Annotated in this window: 23 protein-coding genes and 1 pseudogene; all 24 read left to right on the top strand. The window is 35.4% G+C overall.

Annotation, left to right across the window (positions count from 1 at the left end; genetic code table 11):
- Positions 1 to 110: 110 nt before the first annotated feature.
- The 24 genes and pseudogenes from HCG69_RS02600 to HCG69_RS02485 all read left to right on the top strand — a co-directional run bounded on the left by HCG69_RS02600 (position 111) and on the right by HCG69_RS02485 (position 23,488).
- Positions 111 to 1,319 carry a UDP-N-acetylglucosamine 4,6-dehydratase gene (locus HCG69_RS02600; protein WP_221648737.1) on the top strand — a complete coding sequence of 403 codons (1,209 nt, stop codon included), beginning with the start codon at positions 111 to 113 and terminating at the stop codon, positions 1,317 to 1,319.
- A gap of 195 nt (positions 1,320 to 1,514) precedes the next feature.
- Entirely contained in the window at positions 1,515 to 1,730 is a 216-nt protein-coding gene (locus tag HCG69_RS20825; protein WP_221648750.1) for an NUDIX hydrolase, read from the top strand.
- Positions 1,731 to 1,865: 135 nt separating this feature from the next.
- On the top strand, positions 1,866 to 3,008 hold the full coding sequence (locus HCG69_RS02590) for a DegT/DnrJ/EryC1/StrS aminotransferase family protein (RefSeq protein ID WP_221648736.1): 1,143 nt from the start codon (positions 1,866 to 1,868) through the stop codon (positions 3,006 to 3,008).
- Entirely contained in the window at positions 3,001 to 4,224 is a 1,224-nt protein-coding gene (locus HCG69_RS02585; protein ID WP_221648735.1) for an acetyl-CoA carboxylase biotin carboxylase subunit family protein, read from the top strand. The genes HCG69_RS02590 and HCG69_RS02585 overlap by 8 nt, the downstream gene beginning before the upstream one ends.
- Positions 4,215 to 4,886 carry a hypothetical protein gene (locus HCG69_RS02580; protein ID WP_195450287.1) on the top strand — a complete coding sequence of 224 codons (672 nt, stop codon included), beginning with the start codon at positions 4,215 to 4,217 and terminating at the stop codon, positions 4,884 to 4,886. Before HCG69_RS02585 ends, HCG69_RS02580 begins: the two co-directional genes overlap by 10 nt.
- A 5-nt stretch (positions 4,887 to 4,891) precedes the next feature.
- Entirely contained in the window at positions 4,892 to 5,938 is a 1,047-nt protein-coding gene (locus HCG69_RS02575; protein ID WP_221648734.1) for a nucleotidyltransferase family protein, read from the top strand.
- The gene (locus HCG69_RS02570) at positions 5,939 to 7,249 is read left to right on the top strand and encodes a glycosyltransferase family 4 protein (RefSeq protein ID WP_221648733.1); all 1,311 of its coding nucleotides are present in this window, start codon (positions 5,939 to 5,941) and stop codon (positions 7,247 to 7,249) included.
- 1 nt (position 7,250) lies between these two features.
- Positions 7,251 to 8,762: a lipopolysaccharide biosynthesis protein gene (locus HCG69_RS02565; protein ID WP_195450284.1), complete on the top strand. Its 1,512-nt coding sequence runs from the start codon at positions 7,251 to 7,253 to the stop codon at positions 8,760 to 8,762.
- A gap of 15 nt (positions 8,763 to 8,777) precedes the next feature.
- Complete coding sequence (locus HCG69_RS02560) at positions 8,778 to 9,953, top strand: hypothetical protein (protein WP_221648732.1); 1,176 nt, start codon at positions 8,778 to 8,780, stop codon at positions 9,951 to 9,953.
- Positions 9,950 to 10,792, top strand: a complete 843-nt coding sequence (locus tag HCG69_RS02555; protein WP_221648731.1) for a glycosyltransferase family 2 protein — start codon at positions 9,950 to 9,952, stop codon at positions 10,790 to 10,792. Before HCG69_RS02560 ends, HCG69_RS02555 begins: the two co-directional genes overlap by 4 nt.
- 2 nt (positions 10,793 to 10,794) lie before the next feature.
- Positions 10,795 to 11,727: a nucleotide-diphospho-sugar transferase gene (locus HCG69_RS02550; protein WP_195450281.1), complete on the top strand. Its 933-nt coding sequence runs from the start codon at positions 10,795 to 10,797 to the stop codon at positions 11,725 to 11,727.
- A 5-nt stretch (positions 11,728 to 11,732) separates the two neighbouring features.
- Entirely contained in the window at positions 11,733 to 13,007 is a 1,275-nt protein-coding gene (locus tag HCG69_RS02545) for a glycosyltransferase family 4 protein (RefSeq protein ID WP_221648730.1), read from the top strand.
- 6 nt (positions 13,008 to 13,013) lie between these two features.
- Complete coding sequence (locus HCG69_RS02540; RefSeq protein WP_221648729.1) at positions 13,014 to 13,745, top strand: WecB/TagA/CpsF family glycosyltransferase; 732 nt, start codon at positions 13,014 to 13,016, stop codon at positions 13,743 to 13,745.
- Between the two features lie 279 nt (positions 13,746 to 14,024).
- On the top strand, positions 14,025 to 14,237 hold the full coding sequence (locus tag HCG69_RS02535) for a nucleotidyltransferase family protein (RefSeq protein WP_195450278.1): 213 nt from the start codon (positions 14,025 to 14,027) through the stop codon (positions 14,235 to 14,237).
- Positions 14,238 to 14,843: 606 nt separating this feature from the next.
- Complete coding sequence (locus tag HCG69_RS02530) at positions 14,844 to 15,713, top strand: NAD-dependent epimerase/dehydratase family protein (protein WP_221648728.1); 870 nt, start codon at positions 14,844 to 14,846, stop codon at positions 15,711 to 15,713.
- A 3-nt stretch (positions 15,714 to 15,716) separates the two neighbouring features.
- The gene (locus tag HCG69_RS02525) at positions 15,717 to 16,778 is read left to right on the top strand and encodes a glycosyltransferase family 4 protein (RefSeq protein ID WP_221648727.1); all 1,062 of its coding nucleotides are present in this window, start codon (positions 15,717 to 15,719) and stop codon (positions 16,776 to 16,778) included.
- A 108-nt stretch (positions 16,779 to 16,886) separates the two neighbouring features.
- Positions 16,887 to 17,024 carry a hypothetical protein gene (locus tag HCG69_RS02520; protein ID WP_221648726.1) on the top strand — a complete coding sequence of 46 codons (138 nt, stop codon included), beginning with the start codon at positions 16,887 to 16,889 and terminating at the stop codon, positions 17,022 to 17,024.
- 875 nt (positions 17,025 to 17,899) lie between these two features.
- Positions 17,900 to 18,601, top strand: coding sequence for a hypothetical protein (locus HCG69_RS02515; RefSeq protein ID WP_221648725.1), 702 nt, complete (start codon positions 17,900 to 17,902; stop codon positions 18,599 to 18,601).
- A 159-nt stretch (positions 18,602 to 18,760) separates the two neighbouring features.
- Positions 18,761 to 18,913: a hypothetical protein gene (locus HCG69_RS02510; RefSeq protein WP_221648724.1), complete on the top strand. Its 153-nt coding sequence runs from the start codon at positions 18,761 to 18,763 to the stop codon at positions 18,911 to 18,913.
- A 150-nt stretch (positions 18,914 to 19,063) separates the two neighbouring features.
- On the top strand, positions 19,064 to 19,411 hold the full coding sequence (locus HCG69_RS02505; RefSeq protein WP_221648749.1) for a hypothetical protein: 348 nt from the start codon (positions 19,064 to 19,066) through the stop codon (positions 19,409 to 19,411).
- Between the two features lie 138 nt (positions 19,412 to 19,549).
- Positions 19,550 to 21,490: a nucleoside-diphosphate sugar epimerase/dehydratase gene (locus tag HCG69_RS02500; RefSeq protein ID WP_221648723.1), complete on the top strand. Its 1,941-nt coding sequence runs from the start codon at positions 19,550 to 19,552 to the stop codon at positions 21,488 to 21,490.
- A gap of 255 nt (positions 21,491 to 21,745) precedes the next feature.
- Positions 21,746 to 22,121: pseudogene (locus HCG69_RS02495) on the top strand (PIG-L family deacetylase); the annotation flags it as partial.
- 710 nt (positions 22,122 to 22,831) lie between these two features.
- Positions 22,832 to 23,308, top strand: a complete 477-nt coding sequence (locus tag HCG69_RS02490) for an HU family DNA-binding protein (RefSeq protein ID WP_195450049.1) — start codon at positions 22,832 to 22,834, stop codon at positions 23,306 to 23,308.
- A gap of 84 nt (positions 23,309 to 23,392) precedes the next feature.
- A complete protein-coding gene (locus HCG69_RS02485) occupies positions 23,393 to 23,488 on the top strand; it encodes a smalltalk protein (RefSeq protein WP_002559636.1) in 96 nt (31 codons plus the stop codon).
- Positions 23,489 to 23,599: the final 111 nt, after the last annotated feature.

The following is a 23,599-nucleotide window of genomic DNA, read 5'->3' as shown; positions in this document are numbered from 1 at the left end:
GCAGCATAGAGTTTATTTCTCACAATGATCTCAAATCGTTTCCTGTAGGCACGTTCGATGATGAGAACAGTTACATTCATTCAGATTTATAAAAACACTTAATATATATCATGTTCAATCTTGATAAATTCATTGCTGATTCAGTGACGAACCGTCCGGTCAGTATGTTTGCAAAAGATATTGAAGCAAACAAAGAGAAACTTACCGAAGAAATTAAGGGTAAGAAAGTATGTGTAATTGGTGGAGCTGGCTCTATTGGTTCAAGTTTTATCAAAGCAGTTCTTCGCTTTGAACCAGCTTCTGTTGTTGTGGTGGACCTCAATGAAAATGGTCTAGCAGAGCTTGTTCGTGATGTACGCTCAACGGAAGGACTTTATGTTCCAGATGAGTTCCGTTGCTATACACTCAACTTTGCAGATTCTATTTTTGAACGTATTTTCCATGAGGAAAAGGGATTTGATATCTTTGCCAACTTCTCTGCTCATAAACATGTACGTTCAGAGAAAGACCGTTATAGTGTTCAGGCTCTCATTGAGAACAATGATATCAAGGCTAAGAAGTTGATGGATTTGCTTACTGTATATCCTCCAAAGCATTTTTTCTGTGTTTCTACTGATAAGGCGGCAAACCCAGTAAATATTATGGGGGCCAGCAAGCGAATCATGGAAGATCTTGTTATGGCTTATAATAAGTACTTCAAGGTCACAACAGCTCGTTTTGCAAACGTAGCCTTCTCCAACGGATCTCTTCCTGATGGATGGATTCATCGTCTGCAGAAGAAGCAGCCACTTGCAGCACCATCAGATGTAAAGCGTTATTTCGTTTCTCCAGAGGAGTCTGGCCAAATCTGTATGCTCGCATGTATTCTTGGTAAGGGCGGTGAGGTATTCTTCCCTAAACTTGGTGAAGACCAGATGCTCACATTCTCTTCTATTTGCGATGATTTCGTAAAGGCAGAGGGCTTCAAGAAGATTGAGTGCGACAATGATCCATCTGCAAAGAAATATGCAGCTGATATGGATTATGAATCTGATACATATCCTGTCGTTTATTTCAAGAGCGATACCACTGGTGAGAAGGCATACGAGGAGTTCTATGTCCCTGGGGAGAAGATCAATATGGAGCGTTTCTTCGCTCTTGGTGTTGTTGAACAGACAACACGTCGTAACATGGATGAGGTGAATCAATTCTTCGTTGAACTTGAAAAACTATTTACAGATGCCGACTTCACCAAGGCTCAAGTAGTAGAAGCCATAAAGACATTTATTCCAAATTTTGAACATGAAGAGAAAGGAAAAAACCTTGATCAGAAAATGTAAATCATGAAGTGGGAGACGTGTAGGAAAGATTATCTATTTACGTCTCGCTGGCTTACAGTCCGTAAAGATATTGTTAAACTTCCCTCTGGAATCCAACTTGATGATTATTATGTTCTAGAGTATCCAAATTGGGTGGTAGTAATAGTTTGTACTAAAACTGGACAATATCTCATAGAAAAATAATATCGTCATGGAATAGATAGCGTTTATTTTGAGATTTGTGCAGGAATTGTTGAACTAAATGAAGAACCAATTGAAGCAGCAAAGCGAGAACTATTAGAAAAAACAGGATATACTTCTGAGAATTGGACGTTTCTAAGTCGGAACGCTCCAAATGCGAGTGCGATGACAAATTATTGTTATTGTTTTATAGCAGAAGAGGCTAAGAAGACAATGGACTATAATCGATAGCCTTCAGAAGACATTGGAATCTATGAGGTTAGTCAGATAGAGTTAATCAAATTGTTGGAAAATGGTATGATAGTAGACAGCTCTCTATGGGAATACCTTTATAAAAAGGATAGAAAATTTAAATAAAAGTTTATTATGTCTTACAAAATTTCATTGTTTAATCTGAACTTCGATGAGAAGGAAGCTCAGGCAGCTTATGGCACTATTAAATCAGGTTGGATCTCTACTGGCCCAAAAAATGCTGAACTCGAACAAATGTTCATTGACCAGTGGCACGTAAAGTATGCTGTATCAATGTCTAACTGTACAGACTCTCTCCATGTTTGCTGTATGGTTTGTGGCTTTGGTCCTGGTGATGAGGTCATTTGTCCATCACTAACATTTGCAGCATCTTGTAACTGTATTCGTTATGTAGGAGCAACACCTGTATTTGCTGATATTGTTGGTCCTGAACATATCAATATTGACCCAAAGGATATCGAGGCAAAGATTACACCTCGTACTAAGGGTATAATCGTTGTACATATGGCTGGATTCCCTGCTGATATGGATGCTATTATGGACATTGCTAAGAAGCACAACCTCAAGGTTATTGAGGATGCTTGTCATGGACCTCTTTCTGAGTATAAGGGAAAGAAGCTTGGTACTATCGGTGACTGTGCCTCATTTAGTTTCTTCTCAAACAAGAACATCTCTACAGGAGAAGGAGGCATGTTCATTACTAACAACGAGGAAATGGCGCAAAAAGCACGTCTTATCCGCTCTCATGGTATGAGTACTATGTCATATCAGCGTGCCAGTGGTCATGCTACAGAATATGATATCACTTGTCTTGGATACAACTTCCGTATGGATGACATCCGTGCTGCTATTGCTATTGAGCAGTTGAAGAAGTTGCCAGGCGACCTTGAAACACGTATTGCTGTACGTAAGCGTTATGTAGACCGTTTGACCAAGAACCCTCGCATTGTTGTACCTTTCGCAGACAATACTGAATTTGTTTCAAACTATATATTCCCAATTGTTATTCTTGATTCGACGAAGGAAAAACGCAATGCTCTTCGTGAATTTATTCATGCTGCAGGTATTCAGACATCAGTTCACTATCCTGCTGCTCATCGTTTTTCTACATATAAGGAGTTAGCAGCGGTATTACCACAGACTGAATATGTAACAGATAATGAGGTGACACTTCCAATGTATGCAGCTCTGTCTATGGAACAGGTTGATTTTATCTGTGATACTGTGGAAGCAGGTATAAAGGAAATATATGGATAATATATTAGTTTTAGGTGCAGGTGCTTTACAAGTTCCATTAATAGAAAAGATACAATCACGGGGCTTCAATCCTGTGGTTGTATCTCTTCATGATGATGAACCAGGAATGCTCCTTGTTAAGGATAGGGTTGTTGCTGATTTTTGTGATAAGGATGTTACACTGGAAATTGCAAAGAAATTCAGTGTTAAAGGAGTTGTTACGGATCAGACAGATTTACCTGTACGTACAATAGCATATGTGTGTGATGTTCTTGGTCTTCCGAGCATAGGCTATGATACAGCATGCTTGTTCACAGATAAATATTTAATGCGTGAAAAATGCAAAGAACTTGGCATTAATACCATTAAATATGCGCTTGTAGACACTCTTGAGGAAGCGTTGTCATTCTATACAAGTTTGTCTCGACCAGCAATCATCAAACCTATTAACAATCAAGGTAGTAAAGGTGTTTATAAAGTTGATACACTAGAAGAATTAAAGTCTAAGTTTGCGGAGGCTATTCGGTATTCACGTGGAGAAGCTATCCTTATAGAAGAATTTATTACTGGTGAAGAGCTGGTTATTGAGGCTTTTGCTTGTGATGGAATTGTAGAAAACCTTGTGTGTGGGGATACTCATTATTTTAATATTCCTGATGCATTTTCTGCTTGTGAAAGAGTATTTCCTTCTCGCAATCGTTCTTCTATTTTGAAAAAAACTTTAGATCTAAATAAGAAAATTGTAAAAGGTTTTGGACTAAATAGAGGGTTGACTCACGGAGAATATATTATTGATGGAGATGAAGTTTATTTGATTGAAATAGCTGCACGTGGAGGAGGTGTATATATTTCATCTGACATTATTCCATTAATGACAGGTTTTAATTCTACTGACTTTATCATTGACATAGCTACGCAACGTGTTGTTAATACTCCTAATTATTCTTATTTTAACAGGGTTGCATGTTATATAGCTTTCTTTTTACCTGAGGGCGTTATTAATTCAATCTCTGGTGTTGATAAAGTTAAGTCATTATCATTTGTTCATCATAATAATTTAGATAGTTTATATTTAGGCAAAACTATTGGTGCTTCAATAGATAAAACCTCAAGATATTTCTTTATTTTAGAGGCTAATGATTTTGATCAGTTAGATTTGCGAGTAAATGAAATTCGTCATAATCTCAATATAACTGTTAGTAATAATACTGAAACAAAATCTATTATATGGAAATGATAAAAATTATTATCATGGGTACTACACCTTTTTCTGTTGTAATTGCTGAATTAATTAGTCGGGAAGGTATTTATGATGTAATAGGTTTTTCTACAAAAAAAGAGTTTATAAAAGAAAATACTCTTTATGGTCTCCCTATTATTGCACAAGAAAAACTTAAAGATAAATATAAGGAAGAGGATTTCGTAGTATTAAATACAATTGGTTATGGAAAAATGAATTGTATTAGAGAACGTGTAAATGAAGAATTAAAAAATGACGGCATTACTTTGTTCTCCTATATTTCAAAAAATGCAAATATTTATTCTGATGATATTGGTGAAGGATGTATTATTATGCCTGGCACATATGTTGGACCATATGTTTCAATCGGGTCGTCTTGCATAATTTATTCTAATGTATCCCTTACGCACCATATTACAATTGAATCAAATTGCTTTGTTGCTTCGGGATGCGTTGTTGGTGGTAATGTGATAATTGGACACAATTCATTCATTGGTTTGAATTCTACTATTCGAAACAGAGTTAAGTTAGCTCCTTATACTTTAGTTGGATGTTCCTCAAACGTATTAATAGACAATTCAGTTTTAGGTGCTGTGATTTTAGGAAATCCGGCTCATGTGATTGATAACAAAGATTCGCGGAATTCCATAATAAAATAAACGTTATGAAGCAAGATATTAGAAATCGTATTATTTCGTCCGAAACATCTATTATTAAGAGTTTAAGACGAATGGATTCAGAAAAAACTAAGATACTCTTTGTGTTTAATGATGAGAAGTTTGATGGATTATTAACTATTGGGGATGTACAAAGAGCTATATTAAAAAGCATTGACTTAACTCAGCCTGTTTCTGCCATTTTAGATCAGAATAAAATATATGCATCAAACAAAGAGATAATAGATTCTATAAAAGAAAAAATGGAGCGTCTCCGTGCCGAATGTATGCCGGTTCTTGATGAATCTGGTAATTTGGTTGAGGTGTATTTCTGGAAAGATTTCTTTGGAAAAAAAAATGATAAAGAATCTTTGTCTATCCCTGTCATTATTATGGCAGGTGGAAAAGGAACTCGTTTAGCCCCTTTAACTAATATCTACCCTAAGCCCTTAATTCCAATAGGTGAAAAGACCATAATTGAAACTATTATGGACAAGTTTGTCGATTATAATTGTCATGACTTCTATTTATCAGTCAATTATAAGGCAGATACAATAAAAAACTATTTTGATTTTATTAAGAATCCTGATTATAATGTTAGCTATTTCCAGGAGGAAAAACCTATGGGTACCGCGGGTAGTTTAGTTCTGCTAAAGGATAAAATACATAGCACATTTTTCGTATCTAATTGTGATATTCTTATCAATGAGGATTATGCTCAAATACTAAATTACCATAAACAAAATAAGAATGAATTGACAGTTATAGCTGCAATCAAAACACTTTCAATTCCTTATGGTACAATAATTACTGGTGAGAATGGATTGTTGGAGTCTATTGAAGAGAAACCGACCTTGTCATTCCAGATTAATACTGGACTCTATATTCTTGAACCTACGGTGTTTGATTTGATACCAAATGATTTCTTTCATATTACGCACTTAATGGAAGCTTTAAAGGAAAATGGAAGGAGAGTTGGTGTTTATCCAATCAGCCAAAATGATTATCAAGATATGGGAAATTGGGATGAATATCTAAAGATGGTAAGAGAATAAATGGTACCAAAAATAAAAGTCGTATGGATTACTGAATTCTCTAATGAGAAAATTAGAGCAAAATTACATTTTAAGCCTAACGTTTTTGAATCTTTTGTTAAGTGGTTTCATGGAGAAAATATAACTGTATCTCATTCCGATTTAGGACAATGGATAACGAATGGAATTGAAGAGTTTAAATCTTTTGGTGATGTTGAATTACATGTAATTGCTCCATTTAATTATTTGAATACTAGTGTTGCCCGCTTTGAAATAGAAGGCATAAAATACTATTTCATTAACAATGAGTTTCGTTCAACGAAAGAGATGATTCTTCGTAAAATTAATAATAATCATTACTGTCAGTATAATAAAAATAGTAAGAGAATCTCTGACATAATACTTAGGATTAACCCAGATATTATTCATCTAATTGGTGCTGAAAATGCACATTATGCATTATCAATATTAAAAATTCCTCATAAATTTCCAATTATTACTCAGTTGCAAACTTTTGTTAATGATCGAGATTTTAAGAGAAATTATATTTTGAATGAAAATGTATATAAACAAAAAGCAGATGCAGAGATAAAAGTATTGAGAAGATCTGATTATGTCGGAAATAAAGCTTCGAAGTACGTGAAACTTGTGCATGAAGTGATTGATAAAGATAAAGTTGTTCTTAATACTACCTTAGCTTTATCAGAACCAATTAATCTTAATCCATGCAAAAAAGATTTTGATTTTGTATATTTTTCGAAGGAACTAGAAAAAGCAGGAGACTGGGCTGTAGAGGCATTTTGTTTGTTGACAAAACAAAAACCCAATGCGACTTTATTGATGGTTGGTGAATATAATTTGAGCATTTATAATAAGCTTGTTGACAGATTAAGAATCTTCGGTGTTGAGGGGAGTGTTACTTTTGCTGGTAAGCAAAAGACTCATGATGATGTAATCAAACTTGTTAGAAAAGCCCGTTTTGCGGTTCTTCCATTAAAGATCGATTATATTTCTGGTACAATCCGCGAAGCTATGGCTAATGGAATTCCTGTTGTTACAACAATTACTCCAGGAACTCCGACGCTTAACGAATTTCGTGAAAGTGTAATATTATCTGAAAAGGGTGATTATTCTGCCATGGCAGAAAATATGTTTTTATTAATGGAAGACGATAGTTTTGCTAACAAAATTTTGCAAAACGCAGCTATTACTGTTAAAGAAATATTGAATAATACAACGGAAATGCGTCATTGGGTAGATATATATAGGGCTATCATTGCTAATAAAAGAGAAAATTTGCCTATTCCTGACAACTTTCTTTCTAAAGAATAATATGGCATTTCAAGTAGATAAAGGAAAAATAGCAAAGAATACCATAGCCTTGTATTTGAGACTTGGATTTACTATGGTGATTTCTTTTTTTACAGCACGAATAACTCTTGAACAGTTAGGTGTTGAAGATTATGGACTTAACAATCTTGTAGGAAGTGTAGTATCAATGCTTACCTTCCTTAACGGTTCAATGGGTACTGCAGTTCAAAGATATTTTAGTATAGAGATTGGTCAAGATAATGAAAGCAACTTAAAAAAAGTATTTGGTGTTGGTCTTAGCTTGCATATAATCGTTGCAATATTTACTTTTATTGTAGCTGAAATCTTTGCGGTTTTCTTTCTATCTAAAATGAATATTCCCGATAGTAGAATGTGGGCAGCACAGATGGTGTTTCAGATATCAGTAGTCTCTTTGATATTAAATATTTTAAATGTTCCTCATGCTGCATTACTTCGTGCTCGTGAAATGTTTACTAAGATGGCTTCAATCGAAATAGCAATTGCTATTCTACGATTATTGGTATTATATTTACTTGTAACGATCTCTTATGACAAATTAATTACTTTGTCTTTTTTGAACCTCGGAGTAACAGTAGCATATATTGGAAGTCTAACATGGCTAGCTTACAAATTTGATGAATCTTGTACTAAGCCTTTATGGGATTCTATACTAGTAAAAAAAATGCTAGACTTTATTTCAATGCTTGTGATAACAGTTTTAGCTCAACTAGCAAAAGTGCAGGGATTGGTTTTTCTTATCAATTTGTTCTTTGGGCTTGCAATTAACGCAGCTTATGCTATTGCTGTTCAAGTTTCAAATATTGTTAATGGCTTTATAACCAATTTTAAATTAGCTGTTGTTCCTCAGATGATGTCTTCTTATGGGGCTGGTGATTTAAAGACAATGCACAGAATTATAAATACAGGTACAAAAATGACTTTCTTGTTGTTAATAACTTTGTCGTTTCCTGTAATATTTGAATCTGATTTTTTATTAACTTTTTGGCTAAAAACTCCACCACAGTATTCTCCTGAGTTAGTCACTTTAGTATTAGTATATATAAATATTCAATCTTTTACTTATTTTCATTATCAGGGTGTTCATGCAACAGGACACATACGAAAGCAACAAATTTTCGTTTCGATATTGTATATGGTTAATATTGTTTTGGTTTGGGCATCGTTTAAGATTGGATTTAGTTTTTACTCTGCTCTATATATTAATATGATCATTAGTATGGGGCAATGTATTGTTAATCTAGTTTATGCCCATAAATTGTATAATTACGATCTTAATAATTTTCTCCGAACTTTGTTATTTCCAAGTATTTTGTTAATTTGTATTACAAGTTGTATATTACTTGTTATAACTAATATGTTACAATATGGTTATTTGAGATTTTTTGTTGTAGGGATAGTTTCTACACTATTATCATTAGGAGGTGGTTATTTCTTACTGCTTGATTCTTTAGAAAGACAAAAGGTTAAGCAGTTTGTTTTTAAACATCATTAAACACGAGCGGAATCAATGCGTATTGAAAATAGTAATATTACAACTCTAGATTATGTAGTAGTTTTATTGTTCTTAGTAATAAGTGGCAATCCAATTACTGTATTTACAAGTGATTGGTTATATATCATAGTATCAGTTATCTTAGTAATTATTTCTTTATCAACGAAAAAGAAAATCTCTGATAATTTCCTTTTTCGTTGGATGATGGGATTTGTTTTTGTTTTTATCTGCCAAGCTGCTGTAGGAGAACTAGTTTCTATACCTGCTGATATTAACTTCTTATCAAAAATTTATTCTTGTTTTTTGGTTGCATCAATCTTAGGGGTTAAATTTAGATATGTATACATGCGTGTCATGGTCTTGCTATCCCTAATTTCGCTACCACTATTTTTTATAAATTATATAGGAATTGAATTTAGTGGTATCAGATTTGATCGCTATGTCTCTTTAGTATTATATAATTATATACCTAGATCACAATTTATCGATATGCGAAATGCAGGTATGTTCTGGGAGCCTGGCGCTTTTCAAGGATATATTCTTTTAGTTCCTCTATTATATACAAATTCTATTCAGCAATTTTATAAAACATATAAAAAAGAGAGTTTTATTTTGTTTCTTGCTCTTCTTTCGACTATGAGTACAACTGGATATTTGACATTTGGTGTTTTTATTTTTCTTGTACTTTTCAAAAATGTCAAAAATCCATTTTTAAGGGTTGTTTCAATAGTGTCTATCATATGCATTTCTATGTGGATGTTCAATTCTTTAGACTTTATGGGAGGTAAAATTGTAAGTGAATATAATAATGCTATGTCAATGAGTAATGGGGATATTTCTTGGACACGTATGGGTTCAGCTCAAATCGACCTATTAAATATTGCCAGGCATCCTATTATTGGAAATGGATTCATTATGGATCAAAAATATCCAGGTATTGGTGAGTTAATGGCAGGAGCTGGTAACGGTTTCACAGGCGTTATTAACTCTTTTGGTATTCCATTGATGCTTATGTTTTTTATTACCATATACAGAAATGCTCCTTCAGAAAAGTCATATTTTAAATTGGTTTTTCTTGTAATCTATATTATGTTACTCAATGGTGAGTATTTTTTGAATTATCCATTCTTTTGGATAGTGATATTCTTAATTTATCCTTCTAATAGGAATTTTATGTATATAAAAGGATGAGAACTATTGCAATATTAATGACAGTTTTTAACCGTAAAGATACTACTATTAGATGTCTTACGGACTTGAATAATCAACAATATGACAGGGATACTTTTCATATTGATGTTTATCTAACTGATGATGGGTGCACAGATGGAACTCCAGAAGCAATATCTAAGCTATTCCCTGATGTCAAAATAATTAGTGGAGATGGAAGCCTATTTTGGAATCGGGGAATGTATGTGGCTTGGTGCGAAGCTTTAAAAAATGATTATGATTATTATCTTTGGCTTAATGATGATACATTTATAAAACAAGATGCCATTTCGAGATTACTAGTTGATTCAAGTATATATCATGATAGAGCGATTATCGTAGGCTCAACATGCGAAGTAGGTAATCCTTCAAAAATCACTTATGGAGGCTGGTCCAATTATAGACTGAATGTGGACTTGAGTACACATCAGGTTTGCGATGCTATAAATGGGAATATAGTATTGGTACCTCGTTCTGTTTACAAAGCACTTGGTACTAATGATCCATATTATAGACATGCAGCAGGTGATACCGATTATGGTTTTAGAGCAAAAGAACATGGAATTCCTGTTTATACTGGTATAGGTGTTTTTGGGGAGTGCAATCTTCATGAAAAAACTGTCGTTTGGATGGATCCAACTCATTCTTTTGTTAAGAGATGGAATAATTTTTTGAGTCCCGTTGGTAATAATCCATTTGAAATGTTTTATTTTAAAAGAAAACATTATGGACTATTTCTTGCTTGTATAACATTTATTACTAATTGGACGCATTTCTTTTTTCCATGGTTCTGGCCTAGTTGCTACAAAAAATATAAATAGAGATGAAAACACCGGTATTACTTATTGCTTTCAATCGATTTGATACTTTGAGAACGGTTTTTGATCGCGTAAGACTGGCAAAACCTCCTATTCTATTTATCGCAGTTGATGGTCCTCGAGACGGTAATGAGTCTGATAGGATCGGTACTGAGCAGGTAAAAGGTATTTCTAAGATGGTAGATTGGGATTGTATTGTTCATACACGTTATCTAGAAAGAAATCTTGGTTGTGGTTATGCTCCATCTACGGCAATATCATGGGCATTTGAACATTGTGATCGTTTAATCGTCCTAGAAGATGATTGTCTCCCGTGTCATTCGTTTTTTACATTTTGTGACGAGATGCTCGAGTTATATGCTGCAGACAACCGAATTGGCATGATTTCAGGTTGGTCTCCTCTACAAGATAGTGATTTTTTTCATGGCTACGATTATTTATTTTCTTTATTAGGTAATTCTTTAGGTTGGGCGACTTGGAAAAATCGTTGGCTTCAATTTGATATGGAAATGTCAGATTTTAATAGATTCTATGCTGAAGGGAAATCCTATGATATCATTGGGTCTAAAACTTTAGGATGGCATTATAATTATCATTTTAAAAAACGATTTTTAAACATTGAAGAAGAGAAAAAGCATTCATGGGATACTCAATGGTTTTATGCTAGGTATAAAAACTCATATCTTTCAATTATTCCAGTCTACAACCAAATCAAATATATTGGGTTTGATTCTGGTACTCATGTGCCAGCTTCAGCAAGTTATTTAATGATTCCATCTCATGAATTGCCTGGCGAAATTAAACACCCTTGTTTTGTCAGCCCAAATCGAAGATATACTTCTTCTTTGTTCTGGAAAATTCAAAAAAGAAGGTGTGGGATAAAAAATATTTTAGCCCATTTACTAACTTTTTTCAAGAGAAAATGTAAAGGTTTATAATAAACATGATTAAAGTAGCACTAATTTGTCATTATTGGAGTAAGGAAACTGAAGAAATGCTTGGTTTGAAGCATTATTTTAGAGAGCTTTCTCCTTGGATTCAGGAGTATATTAATTTATATAAGAAAAAAAATGACGTTGAATTACATGTAGTTGCTCCAAATTATACTTCAAATACGAATTTTGAATGTCAAAAAGATGGTATATATTTTCATTTCTTTCATTATTCTCCATCTTTACTTTCCACCATTATTGCTCCAATTGTCAGATGTAAATTAAACCATGATGAACCTTATAAGATTGCGGAGAGAGCCGCAAACGTATTAACAAATTTCAAAACAACATTTAATGAGGTCCCAAAAATTGTGGATCGAATTGTTCCCGATGTCGTTCATGTGTATGGTACTGAGAATCCAGATTATTCGGCAGGAGTAATTCCTTTATTAGATAGATATCCAATACTCATCACCATACAAGGATACGCATATCTAGCAGAGGATCGACCATTACGTTTAGATCAAAAATTTCAGAATATTAGGAGGAGAATTGAGAAAGAGTTGAACACTTCTGCTAACTATTTGGTTGTTTCTCCTAATCTTCCAGATATGCCTGAATTCAAGCCTTTTGAAAATGGGCAGAAACGATTTTTGAGTGGTGGAAATATTACTAGGAGACCGAAAATTATGGCCAGTCATATTAACAAGAAATATGATATTTCATTTTATGGGCGGGTTACATCTGATAAAGGAGTTGAAGATTTGGTTAAGGCAATTTCTCTACTATGCTCTAAAGGATTGAAATTAAAAACATTAATTATCGGTAAATGTACAGATTCATACAAGTCGTATTTATGTTCAATAGCAGATGAATATCAAGCTAGTAATTTATTAACTTTTTCCGGGTTTGTTGAAGATCATGATGATGTATATGCGTTAGCTGCAAGCGCGATTATGGCAGTTCTTCCAACTCGAATTGATTTAATGCCAAATACTATTCGTGAAGCCATTGGAATGGGGCTACCTGTTGTGGCATCAAATGCAGGTTATATTCCTTCATTAAATAATAAGCGAGAAACAGTTAAAATTCATAAGGTTGGTGATATTGAAGATTTGGCTTCAAAGATAGAAGAAGTTTATCAAGATGAAAGCCTTAGAAAAAAACTAATAAAAAATGGCATGACTACATTTGATGAAAGATTTTCGATGAATAATGTATACAGTAGAAGTGTCGAAATATATAAGGAAGTACAAAAAGATTTTTTGATGCATCATAAAGACTGATTGTTTATGAACATTTTTAATATTCACATAGAATTTGACTCTAGGGTCTTCTGTAAGACTGTTGAGGACTACATCAAAAAAAAACAAAAGGCGTATGTTTGCGTTGTGGACGCTAATGTTATTACTATTGCACAAAAGGACCTCAAATACAGGGAAATTGTCACGGGAGCAAATATTAATACATGTGACGGTAGTTCTATCTCTAAGATGGCTAATTCTATCTATGGTACCCATTATTCAGCTTTCAATGGACCTGAATTATTTGAATACTATATAGAACGGCCTTATAAGCATGTACTCCTGGGGAATAAAGCTTCAAAAGTTGATCAGATAAAGTCTAAGGTTGCAGAAAAGGGACTCTCACTGAGTTTAGAACATGTAGATGTTCCATTTGTTTCAGTTGAGGATTTTGATTATCCCTCAATTGCCAAACAAATAAATGAATTGAAGCCTGATATCGTGTGGGTAAGTCTTGGTGCGCCAAAGCAAGAGATTTTTATATCCAAAATATTTCCCTATATTGAACAAGGGGTTTTATTCGGTATAGGTGCAGCATTCAATTTCTATACAGGAGATTTACATAATAATAAAAAAGAAATTGTAGGATTACGTTTCATCTGGTTAGAGCGAATCTTTAAAGAACCAAAAAAGCAGCTCAGTCGTGTAGGTAATTTTTTATGTGCAGTACCAAAAATGTACTTGGACGAAAGAAAAAGAGCATATCAGCATAATAAATAATAATTGATGGAGCTTTTAAAAGAACTTTTCCAAGTTTTCAATAGGAAAGATTCCCAAATTATCACGTATTCCTACCGAATCAGAATGGCATGAACCTTTTGAGATTGCTCAGAAACATTCACTTATTATCTTCCTTTTACTGGTTTTAAAAATTGATAGATACTCAACAAATACCACAAGTAGTAGATTCTGAATGTTTTTCGATTTTTATAGTGAAATGGTATGGTTATACCAAAATAATAGAGGAACAGAATAAAAAGTTAGATCAGCGCGCTGCTGATGTTATCCGCATTTTTTGATGATGGAAATTTCAGAAGTTGCCTTCTAAAAGGCCAAGGTGTCGCTCAACTTTATCCAAATTCTCTTAGAAGGCAGTCTGGAGATATAGATTTATGGGTTGAGGGATCAAGAAAGGAAATTTTATCGTTTCTCAATCAAATATTACAAAATAAAAGACATAGTGATACATCATACCGATGTGCTGATGTTTAACGATGCTACTACTGAGATCCATTTCATTCCTAGTTATACACATAATTCATTTCGTTTTAAAAATACAAAGAATATTTTCAAGGAGAGGGTAAAACTCAATTTCAATTATTTGATAAGAATCTTGGATATGTATATCTAAGTGTTGGATTCAATGTTGTATATTCTCTTATGCATATCTATAAGCATATCTTTCACGAAGGAGTTGGATTGAAACAATTTCTTGATTACTACATCTTTTTTCATTTGATCGTTTCCAAATGGTCAAAATATTGAAGAATATGGGGCTATTATGCTTCTCAGTAGCAGTTATGTGTGCTCAAAAAGAAATATTTGATATTGATGATAAATATCTCTTATGTAACTCTGATATCAAAGCAGGTATTTATTGTGTTAAATATTATTATCTAGGGATTTTGGTCGAGGAGATGTAAGAATGCACAATCTTGATAATTATCCAGCTCCGAAACGGGTTTGGATGAAGATGAAACGGCTTTCTTCATTTCTTCAATATTATCCTTCGGAAGTGCTTTGGACTCCATTTTGGAAGTTTTGACATTATTGTTGGCGCAAAATGAATGGTTATTTGTAAGTTTATTAAACATTATTATGATAAAGGTTTTAATTACAGGCGCTGGTAGCTATGTTGGTGAGAGCGTGCGGAAATATATCCTTTCTACATCGTATAATTTTGAAATCGATGCCGTAGATACAATGGGTGATAATTGGAAGAATACTGATTATTCCCATTATGATGTTGTTTATCATGTGGCTGGTATTGCACATGTGAATGCGGATTCTAAGATGGAAGCATTGTATTATAAGGTCAATCGGGATTTGACTATCGAGGTTGCTAAACATGCTAAGGAGGCTGGGGTAAAGCAGTTCATCTTCATGAGCAGTCAGATCGTATTTCACGAAAGCCAATCGTTGAAGGCTGAAAAGCTTACTTTTGATACTCGTGAGCATCCGAATGGTTTTTATGGGGATAGCAAACTTCAGGCGGAAAAGGGATTACACGAGCTGGAAAGCCCATTATTTAAAGTATGTATTCTTCGACCACCTATGATATATGGTCCTAATGCAAAAGGAAACTTCCCTCGTTTGGCAACTTTAGCATCAAAAACTCCATTATTCCCAGAATGGCATAATAAGAGAAGCATGCTTTATATAGATAATCTTGCAGAATTCGTAAAGCAAGTTATTATTCGCCAGATGGAAGGAACCTTCTATCCTCAAAACCGAGAGCAGAGTGATACTGTTGAGATTATTCGTTTTTTTGCAAAAGAATCCGGACATAAGGTCTGGATTACAAAGTTGTTTAACCCTTTGGTATGGTTAGGAAGTTTCGTCTTGCAACCGATTAATAAGATGTTTGCTACTTACTATTATGATCCAGAGATGAGCAAGCACGACTTTGATTATCAATTGGTATCATTGGAAGATAGTTTGAAATGCGTTGCTGATTCTTTGAAATAGAATATGGATACAATATTGATTTATGGTATTATCTTCGTGGTATTGCTTGTTGCGGAACTTGTGTACTTTAAGATTGCAGACAAGTTTAATATCATTGACAAGCCAAATGAGCGTTCAAGCCATTCCTCAATTGTATTGAGAGGTGGCGGTATCATCTTTGCTATTTCGGTTATTGTATGGACTATTAGTATAGTTGCAGGTGGTTTCACTGTTGTAGAAGGTTTCTGCTTCGGTAATTACCTACCTTTCATTATAGGCTTGGTACTAGTTGCAGGTGTGAGCTTTATTGATGATATTCATTCCCTGCCAGATAGTTTCCGTCTCGTAGTACAGTTTCTTTCGATGGGATTGATGTTTTATTCACTTGGAATATTGCAATGGCAATATTGGTGGGTAGTTATCATTGCATTGATCGTATGTGTGGGAGCAACTAATATTATCAATTTTATGGATGGTGTAAACGGTATAACAGCAGGTTACTCCTTGGCAGTATTGGCACCTTTAGCATTAGTCAATCAGAATCTTACTAACATAGATAATGGCGGAGGATTTATTGAAAACTCATTGCTCATGACCGTTATCATAGGTATAGTCGTTTTCTGTATTTTCAATTTCCACTCCAAAGGTAGAGCCAAGTGTTTTGCAGGTGATGTCGGTAGTATTGGCATTGCCTTTATCATGTTGTTTGCTATTGGTAAATTGATTATGCAGACTGAAGATATTACATATTTGATTTTCCTTTTAATTTATGGTATTGATGGTTGCTTGACGATTATGCATCGTATTATGCTACATGAGAACCTTGGAAAGGCTCATCGCAAGCATGCATTCCAGTTGATGGCTAATGAATTAAAGATTGGACATGTGAAGGTCTCACTCATTTATATGGCTATGCAGTTAGTTGTTTCCTTAGTTTTTTTATTCATATGCCCTAATACTATCGTATGTCACTGGATTTACCTGATTTGTTCGTTTGTGGCGTTTGCTAGTGTTTATGTAATCTTCAAAAAGAGATATTACCATCTACATGAAGAATATCTAACTTCGCTTGAAAATGAAAAGTGAAAATTTAGAATTTGCCAATGATAAGTAAGCACTCACTGTATGGCTCTTGTCTTGTTTTTGTTAGTCCATTATCTTTGCCTCGAACTTAAAAATCGAGAAAGAATGAACATGAATGAATTTTACAGTGATTTTTTATTCCGTTATCAAACGGATGCTGCTCCCCGGCAGATTTCGATCAATGCCTATTGTATTTCTGAAGGTGTTGAATACCGTAATTTCATCAGATACTTTTGGGATAAAGGTTAATCAAAAAGATCTTTGGCCTAATAACGTGAAGAAAATGATTCGGCGTTTAGGGCTTGAATAATATGGTCAACGAAAGTAGCCAGAGTTCTCATACAGAAGTTAACACGACACCAATGGAGGCTTGATGTAAACACTTTAGTTGCTGCAACTGTTATGTGTGTACCTGTTTACCATTGACATTACTTTTATACTATATGGATTATCTATACTATCTTATCATTCTCATTGTTTTCTTGAGCAACTTAGACGTCATTTTCAGAATTTGGATATATTCCTAAATGAGATTTAGTCTATTGATGAGGAGAAATTCTATTCTCTTGATGAACATGATAATAGATTTATTCATGATAGTGTTGAGAATTTGATAGAAAGATTTCAACAGGGACTTGATGATCGAACGAAGAAGCGATATGCTGATGAGGTATCTGAGATTCTTTATGTTTTAGGTGAGTGTTTCTCTATAGACGGAAACTATGTCCCTTATGATTCACTGTCCAATTATGACAGAAAGAATCTTCAAAACTTGTTGTTCCATCGTATTGCTGAATTTTTAGGAAGACTGCACAACGTCACGGCCTTAGGATTTTTGAGCTTTCACAACTCCATGATGCACATGTGGCAATCGATTGAAATGACAACCTACGGAGACTGGAGGTATTCTAATACCGCAGTTAGTTTGTTCTCAAAAGAAAAGACCCTAATATAATGATGGTATAGATTACGGATTATTTGGAACTTTGCGTTTGTTGGACATCACAGATTCACTTGCGACTAAGTTCCATTTTGTAGATTATATATCTGTTTTGAGTGGTTGTCAGAGTTTTCACATACCTCGTATTTTGGGAGAAACAAATCGGAAAAAGGCAACACAAGCAATGGATACACTCCTTGATGGTATAAAATATGTGGATTTGGCTTATACGATTCCTGCTAAATCTGCAGATATTGCAAATCGAATATTTACTAACGTTTATTTGGAACGTTATAATTTGGACTTTGAGAGCAAAGGCGGTATAGATATTTGTGGAAAGCAACATTTGTCAGGGAATCTGAATACCTATGTGGCATACAGGAACGAAGATGACAATAAGGCTATATATGTTGGATTTGCAGGTACGGAAGATATTCATAACTTGATTACGGATCTAAGACAGTTCTTCTTTGGGTCTGATAAAATTTACACACTGGCTCTTGATATAGTCCAATCGGTATCAGATAGTCGTGATAGAAGACATAAATTTAAAGATTTTCCAATTAATGTGTATGGTCATTCGTTGGGCGGTGGGTTGATGCAATATGCAATTGCGAATAGCACTGCGAAAAACATCTTTGGTTATGGATATAACTCAGCAGGATTGGGAATAAAGACAATGAATAATTGCAGGTTTAACCATATTGATGACATTTCTCATCTATATCAACCAAATGATGTGGTTTTCAAGATATCACTAACTTATCAGTTGGGAAGGGCCGTTAAGCTTCCTAATACATATCATGGTATTAAAAAGACGCATGGTCTTGATATTATACGTAAAAGTGCAGGAAAATTTGGTGATGAAATTGCGGATTTTAGATAATAAAACAATCCAATGTCCGTAAGCGCTCATTGTATGGCTCTTGATATGGCTCCGTTTGGGTTTTACTTAAAAATTGAGAAAGAATGAATATGAGTGAATTTTACAGTGAGTTTTTACTCCGTTATCAAACAGATACTGCTCCTTGGAAGATTTCGATCAATGCCTATTGTATACGAAGGTGTTGAGTATTGCAACTTCATTAAATGGTATCGTGACAACAAGAAACGTCTTCGTGAATTCGAAATGGAAGAAATCCGTTTAAACCCGCTAACGGTTACCGGTATTCCCAAGAGCGATTCTTCTCTCTCCTGAAGTTGCTACTTATATGCGTAAAGGCATTGTCAGCCTTTCAGAGTTAGTCTGTCGTAAAATGAATACTTCTGTTAGAGTCCAAAAATGACGTATTGCTTACCCGCTGCAAACCTTCGAACTTTGCTTTCGTTAAATCAAAAAGAAAAGTTTATTTATAGTTACAATGAATTTGAACGTCTGTTTTGGCGCTATAAATTAGAAGGTGGTCCGAATGGAATCTCCATAGAGCAATTTTGTTTGTCCAACAAAGTACCTTATAACCTGTTTGAAAAATGTTACAATGATACCCGAAAAAAGATAATGCCTGTCCAAGTCCTAGGTACCCCTCCCGCGGAGGTGGATTCGGTGGAAACATCTGTACCGGTTTTGAATCAGAATCCGACAGGAGATTCTCCGGTTCTTCCGCATACCGAACTTCGTATATTGATGGATATCCGTATGAGCAACGGTGTGCATGTCAGTCAGAAAAATTGTGAACCGGAGGGTGGTGATGTCTAAAGATTTACGTCTGGTGCGTTTGTTCAGCTATGACCAACGGTCTTACAGCATGTTTGAGAAACGTTTTAGGTCAAGATACAGGGGCTTTCCTTGGGCTACACGTCAAAATTGGACGCTAACTAACATAAAAAAAATATTGTGAAAAGTATTATTTCTAAGATTTTCGATAATCTGTCCGAAAGGAAGAGATTTGTAAATTATCGGGCTGTTTTGTTTACCGATACGGTGTTGTCTGTCGCAGGTACATGTATCACTTTGCTTTTTGTTAATAGTTTTATCACTAATATTGAAAAAGACGTCATCATAACCATCTCGGTTTGTTCGGGTATCATCAGTTTTCTTATTTTTCATTTTCTGAGAGTCAGCAGAAATATTATACGTCATGCATCGATAAAGAGTGTTGGTAAAATTGAGACAGCCATCCTGCTGAAAGAATTATCGTTGTTGATTGTTGCCATTCTGACTGGTTCATGGTTACCGGAGAAGTATCTGTATGTATGCTGTTTTATCGATTTGTTGACAACTACAGGGATCTTAGTGGGTGCCCGCGTAGTGCTTATCTTGATCTATGATATTGCTGTGTTGCAGTTTACTTCCAGAAAAGCAAGAGTGTTGGTATATGGTACCGGTGATAAAAGCGTTGCGCTCAAGAAACGGATGTACACGAGTAAGCATTTTCATGTAGTCGGTTTTGTGAATCCGGATAAAAATCTCAAATCCTACTCTTTGTCAGAGTCACCGGTCTATTATTTTGCAGATGAATCCAACTTTGTATGCTTTGTAGAAAAGTACAATATTAATGGCATTATTTTTCCCTCGTATGAAGAGGCTCAGAAGGAACAGGGGCATTTGGTGAAATTCTGTCAGGATAATAATGTGAAAAACTATGTTTCTCCGCCTATCGATGTTTTGGGGGATGGTTTGAAGAAAACTGTCATCAGAGAAATCCGGATAGAGGATTTATTGGGGCGTGATGAGATAGAGATCAACATGCTGGAAATTATTAAGAATTTTACGGGTAAAACCATTCTGGTGACAGGAGCTGCCGGTAGTATTGGTAGTGAATTATGCCGACAGTTGGCTACCTTCGGAATTAAGCAATTGGTTCTTTTTGATAATGCTGAGACTCCCATGCACGAACTCCGTCTGGAATTAGAACGCTTTTTCCCCGAACTGACATTTGTTCCTTTCATTGGTGATGTCCGTCAGAAAGAACGTCTTCAGATGGCTTTTGAGAGGTTCCGTCCACAAGTCGTATTTCATGCGGCTGCCTACAAACATGTCCCTTTGATGGAAGAGAATCCTTGTGAAGCGGTCCGGGTCAATGTGGTTGGTTCCCGGTTGGTTGCCGACTTCTGTGTACAATATTGCGTTGAGAAGATGGTGATGATTTCCACCGATAAGGCTGTCAATCCAACCAATGTGATGGGAGCTTCCAAACGTCTGGCTGAGATTTATGTACAAAGTTTAGGGCTTGCTATGGAACATGGCCAGGTGAAAGGAAAAACGACGTTTGTAACTACCCGTTTTGGCAATGTACTTGGCAGTAATGGCAGTGTGATTCCATATTTTAGAAAACAGATACAGGAAGGCGGCCCCGTTACCGTTACTGATCCCCAAATTACCCGTTTCTTTATGACTATTCCCGAGGCCTGCCGTTTGGTAATGGAGGCTGCCACAATGAGTACCGGTAATCAGATATTTGTTTTCGATATGGGTGAACCGGTGAAGATTGTAGATTTGGCAGAGAAAATGATTCGCCTTGCAGGATACATTCCGGGTGAAGATATTAAAATAAAGTTTACTGGTTTGCGTCCCGGTGAGAAGCTTTATGAAGAGGTTTTGAGTAATGAGGAGAATACGGTTCCGACGGATCATTATAAAATACGTATAGCCAAAGTGAGGGAATACAAACGGGATGAGATACTTGCCTCTTATGATAAACTGGCTGAGTTGGCACTCGCGGTGAAGATTGAAGATACGGTGAGGTTGATGAAACAGGTGGTGCCTGAGTTTAAGTCGAATAATTCTGTGTATGAGAAATTGGATAAAGAGAATACGGAGGTTTGTCTGAATTGATTCGTAAGTGTCCAATTAATATGTGCTGTATGGCTCATATGAGGGCTCGCTTTCAAAAAGCCTTATTGCAGGGAAATGATGAAAAGGTTTAGTCTTTTATGGAATGGGTCATTCAGCTGTATGTTTTAGTAATGATCATCTTCCCCCTGATGAAATCAAACGACGAAGGAACGGAACGGTAACTACCGAATTTATAGGTTTCATTTGGATGGAGTTGACCCGTTTGCTTGCCACCCCTTTACACCCAAAGGCGACATCACTCATCATCCTGCGGATACTAACAATAACCACCTATAGACTTCTATAGCGTGTCAGGAGGTTATCCGTCTATTCCAACGCAGACCAGAAGTGAAGCGTGTGCAGGAGTTCTGGTAGGTATATGGAGATTCCTAGTTGTACGGAGTGGAAGATCAACAATGCAATGACAACATTCAATCCTAACTGCTATATAGAGGTAGGCAAGGAAGGCGTTGATGCTAAGGTGAAGGCTCTCTCAATGTATCGTGGCGTGATGCGTCCATATCCACATCCACGTTCAGCAGAATACATCACTGGTCTTGCTGCGATGAGAGGTGGTCAGTGGGGACAGGAGTATAGTGAGGCCTTCGAAATTGTGTTGCGAGCTTATTGATGAAGACACTCATAAAAGAAATATGGACTTTCTACACATACTTATTCTGACCACAGAAGACTGATAAAACATGAAATTCTTAATCGTTATTTTTCGAATTAAGAGTATGAGACAGATAAATATTTGTTAGATGCCCTTGTAAAAAATAAGCTTTTGATGAGGACTTTTTTGAACTTGTTAAAGGGACTTTTCTTGTTCTTTTGTATTCCCTATTTTGCCTGGAAACAGAAGACGACTGTATAAACCCAAACATTGGATTCGTTCAATGCTTTCTTCCTTACTACAAAAGATGACGTAAGGAGTGCCGGATTATTCTGATGTGAATCATGATAATTCAGCTTAATATTATTGTTTGTTTGTGTAGCCCTCCTTTTTAAATCAGGCGTGGTTTATTTACAAGGAGGGCTTTTTTTATTAAAGTTTTGTAGATCCTTTTTTTGAATTATAATACTGCATTCTTTTCATCTCAAATGTAGTTGTTAGCTAGCCAGGCTTTCCTGTTTGTGGAAATGCCTGGCTACTTTTATTTTTATGATTTCGAAGACTTGTAGTTTGTTGATAAATAACAGAATACAAAATCAGTGTGTTATGAATCATTCAGCAGACTCTTTTTTGCTTTGAGGGCTTAGAATAAACCTCCATCTTTGCAATGTTGATCAACAAAACGTGAATGAAAAAACGATTAGTAACATTAAAAAGAGGAGGGATTTATGCCTTTATTTTATAAGGGAATACAAACCAGTAAAGCCAATAAAGCCGGAGTGAAAACATGGCATCCGTCTTTGGTGAAGATGAAGAAAAGGATTAATACACAAACCTTGGCAGAGGAGATTGCCGAAAAGGCTTCACTGACACCGGGTGATGTGCAGAATGTGGTGCGGAACTTGCTTTCGGTGATGCGTAGATATCTGTTGGATTGCTATACGGTACGCCTTGAAGGGCTGGGGACTTTTACAATGAAGGTCCGTTCGCAAGGCAAAGGGGTAGAAACAGAAGATAAGGTGAATCCTAATCAGATCACATCGGTACAGTGTCAGTTTACTCCTGAATATTTCCGTCCGATAGCTGTGGGTACTACCCGTGCACTGACTCAGGGATTGTCATTTGCACATGCTGACTTGATGAAGAAAGGCATTGATAACAATGGCGGAGGAAATGAGGGAGAAGGTGAGGATCCGTCGGTTTAGTTGAGAGTTGAAAATTGAAAGTTGAAAGTTGGCTGCGCGGTGTTTGAAGCTTTTATGTAATAACTAATAATTAAAAAGAGATCTATGAAAAAGACGGTTTGGAGTACGATTCTGAAAGTGATTATTGCAGTAGCCAGTGCTATTGCAGGAGTAATTGGTGGTCAGGCAATGACGTTCTGAAATAAAAGACGATAATTGAGTGGAGAAAGCTCCCGGCGGTTCTGTGAAAGAGAACTTGCCGGGAGTTTTTTTATATGTGTGTGCAGTGTGCTTGAATTTTTATCTGTATCT

The organism is Bacteroides sp. K03 (genome assembly GCF_019734355.1).
Classification (GTDB): domain Bacteria; phylum Bacteroidota; class Bacteroidia; order Bacteroidales; family Bacteroidaceae; genus Bacteroides; species Bacteroides nordii.
This window is presented reverse-complemented; position numbering and strand designations above follow the sequence as displayed.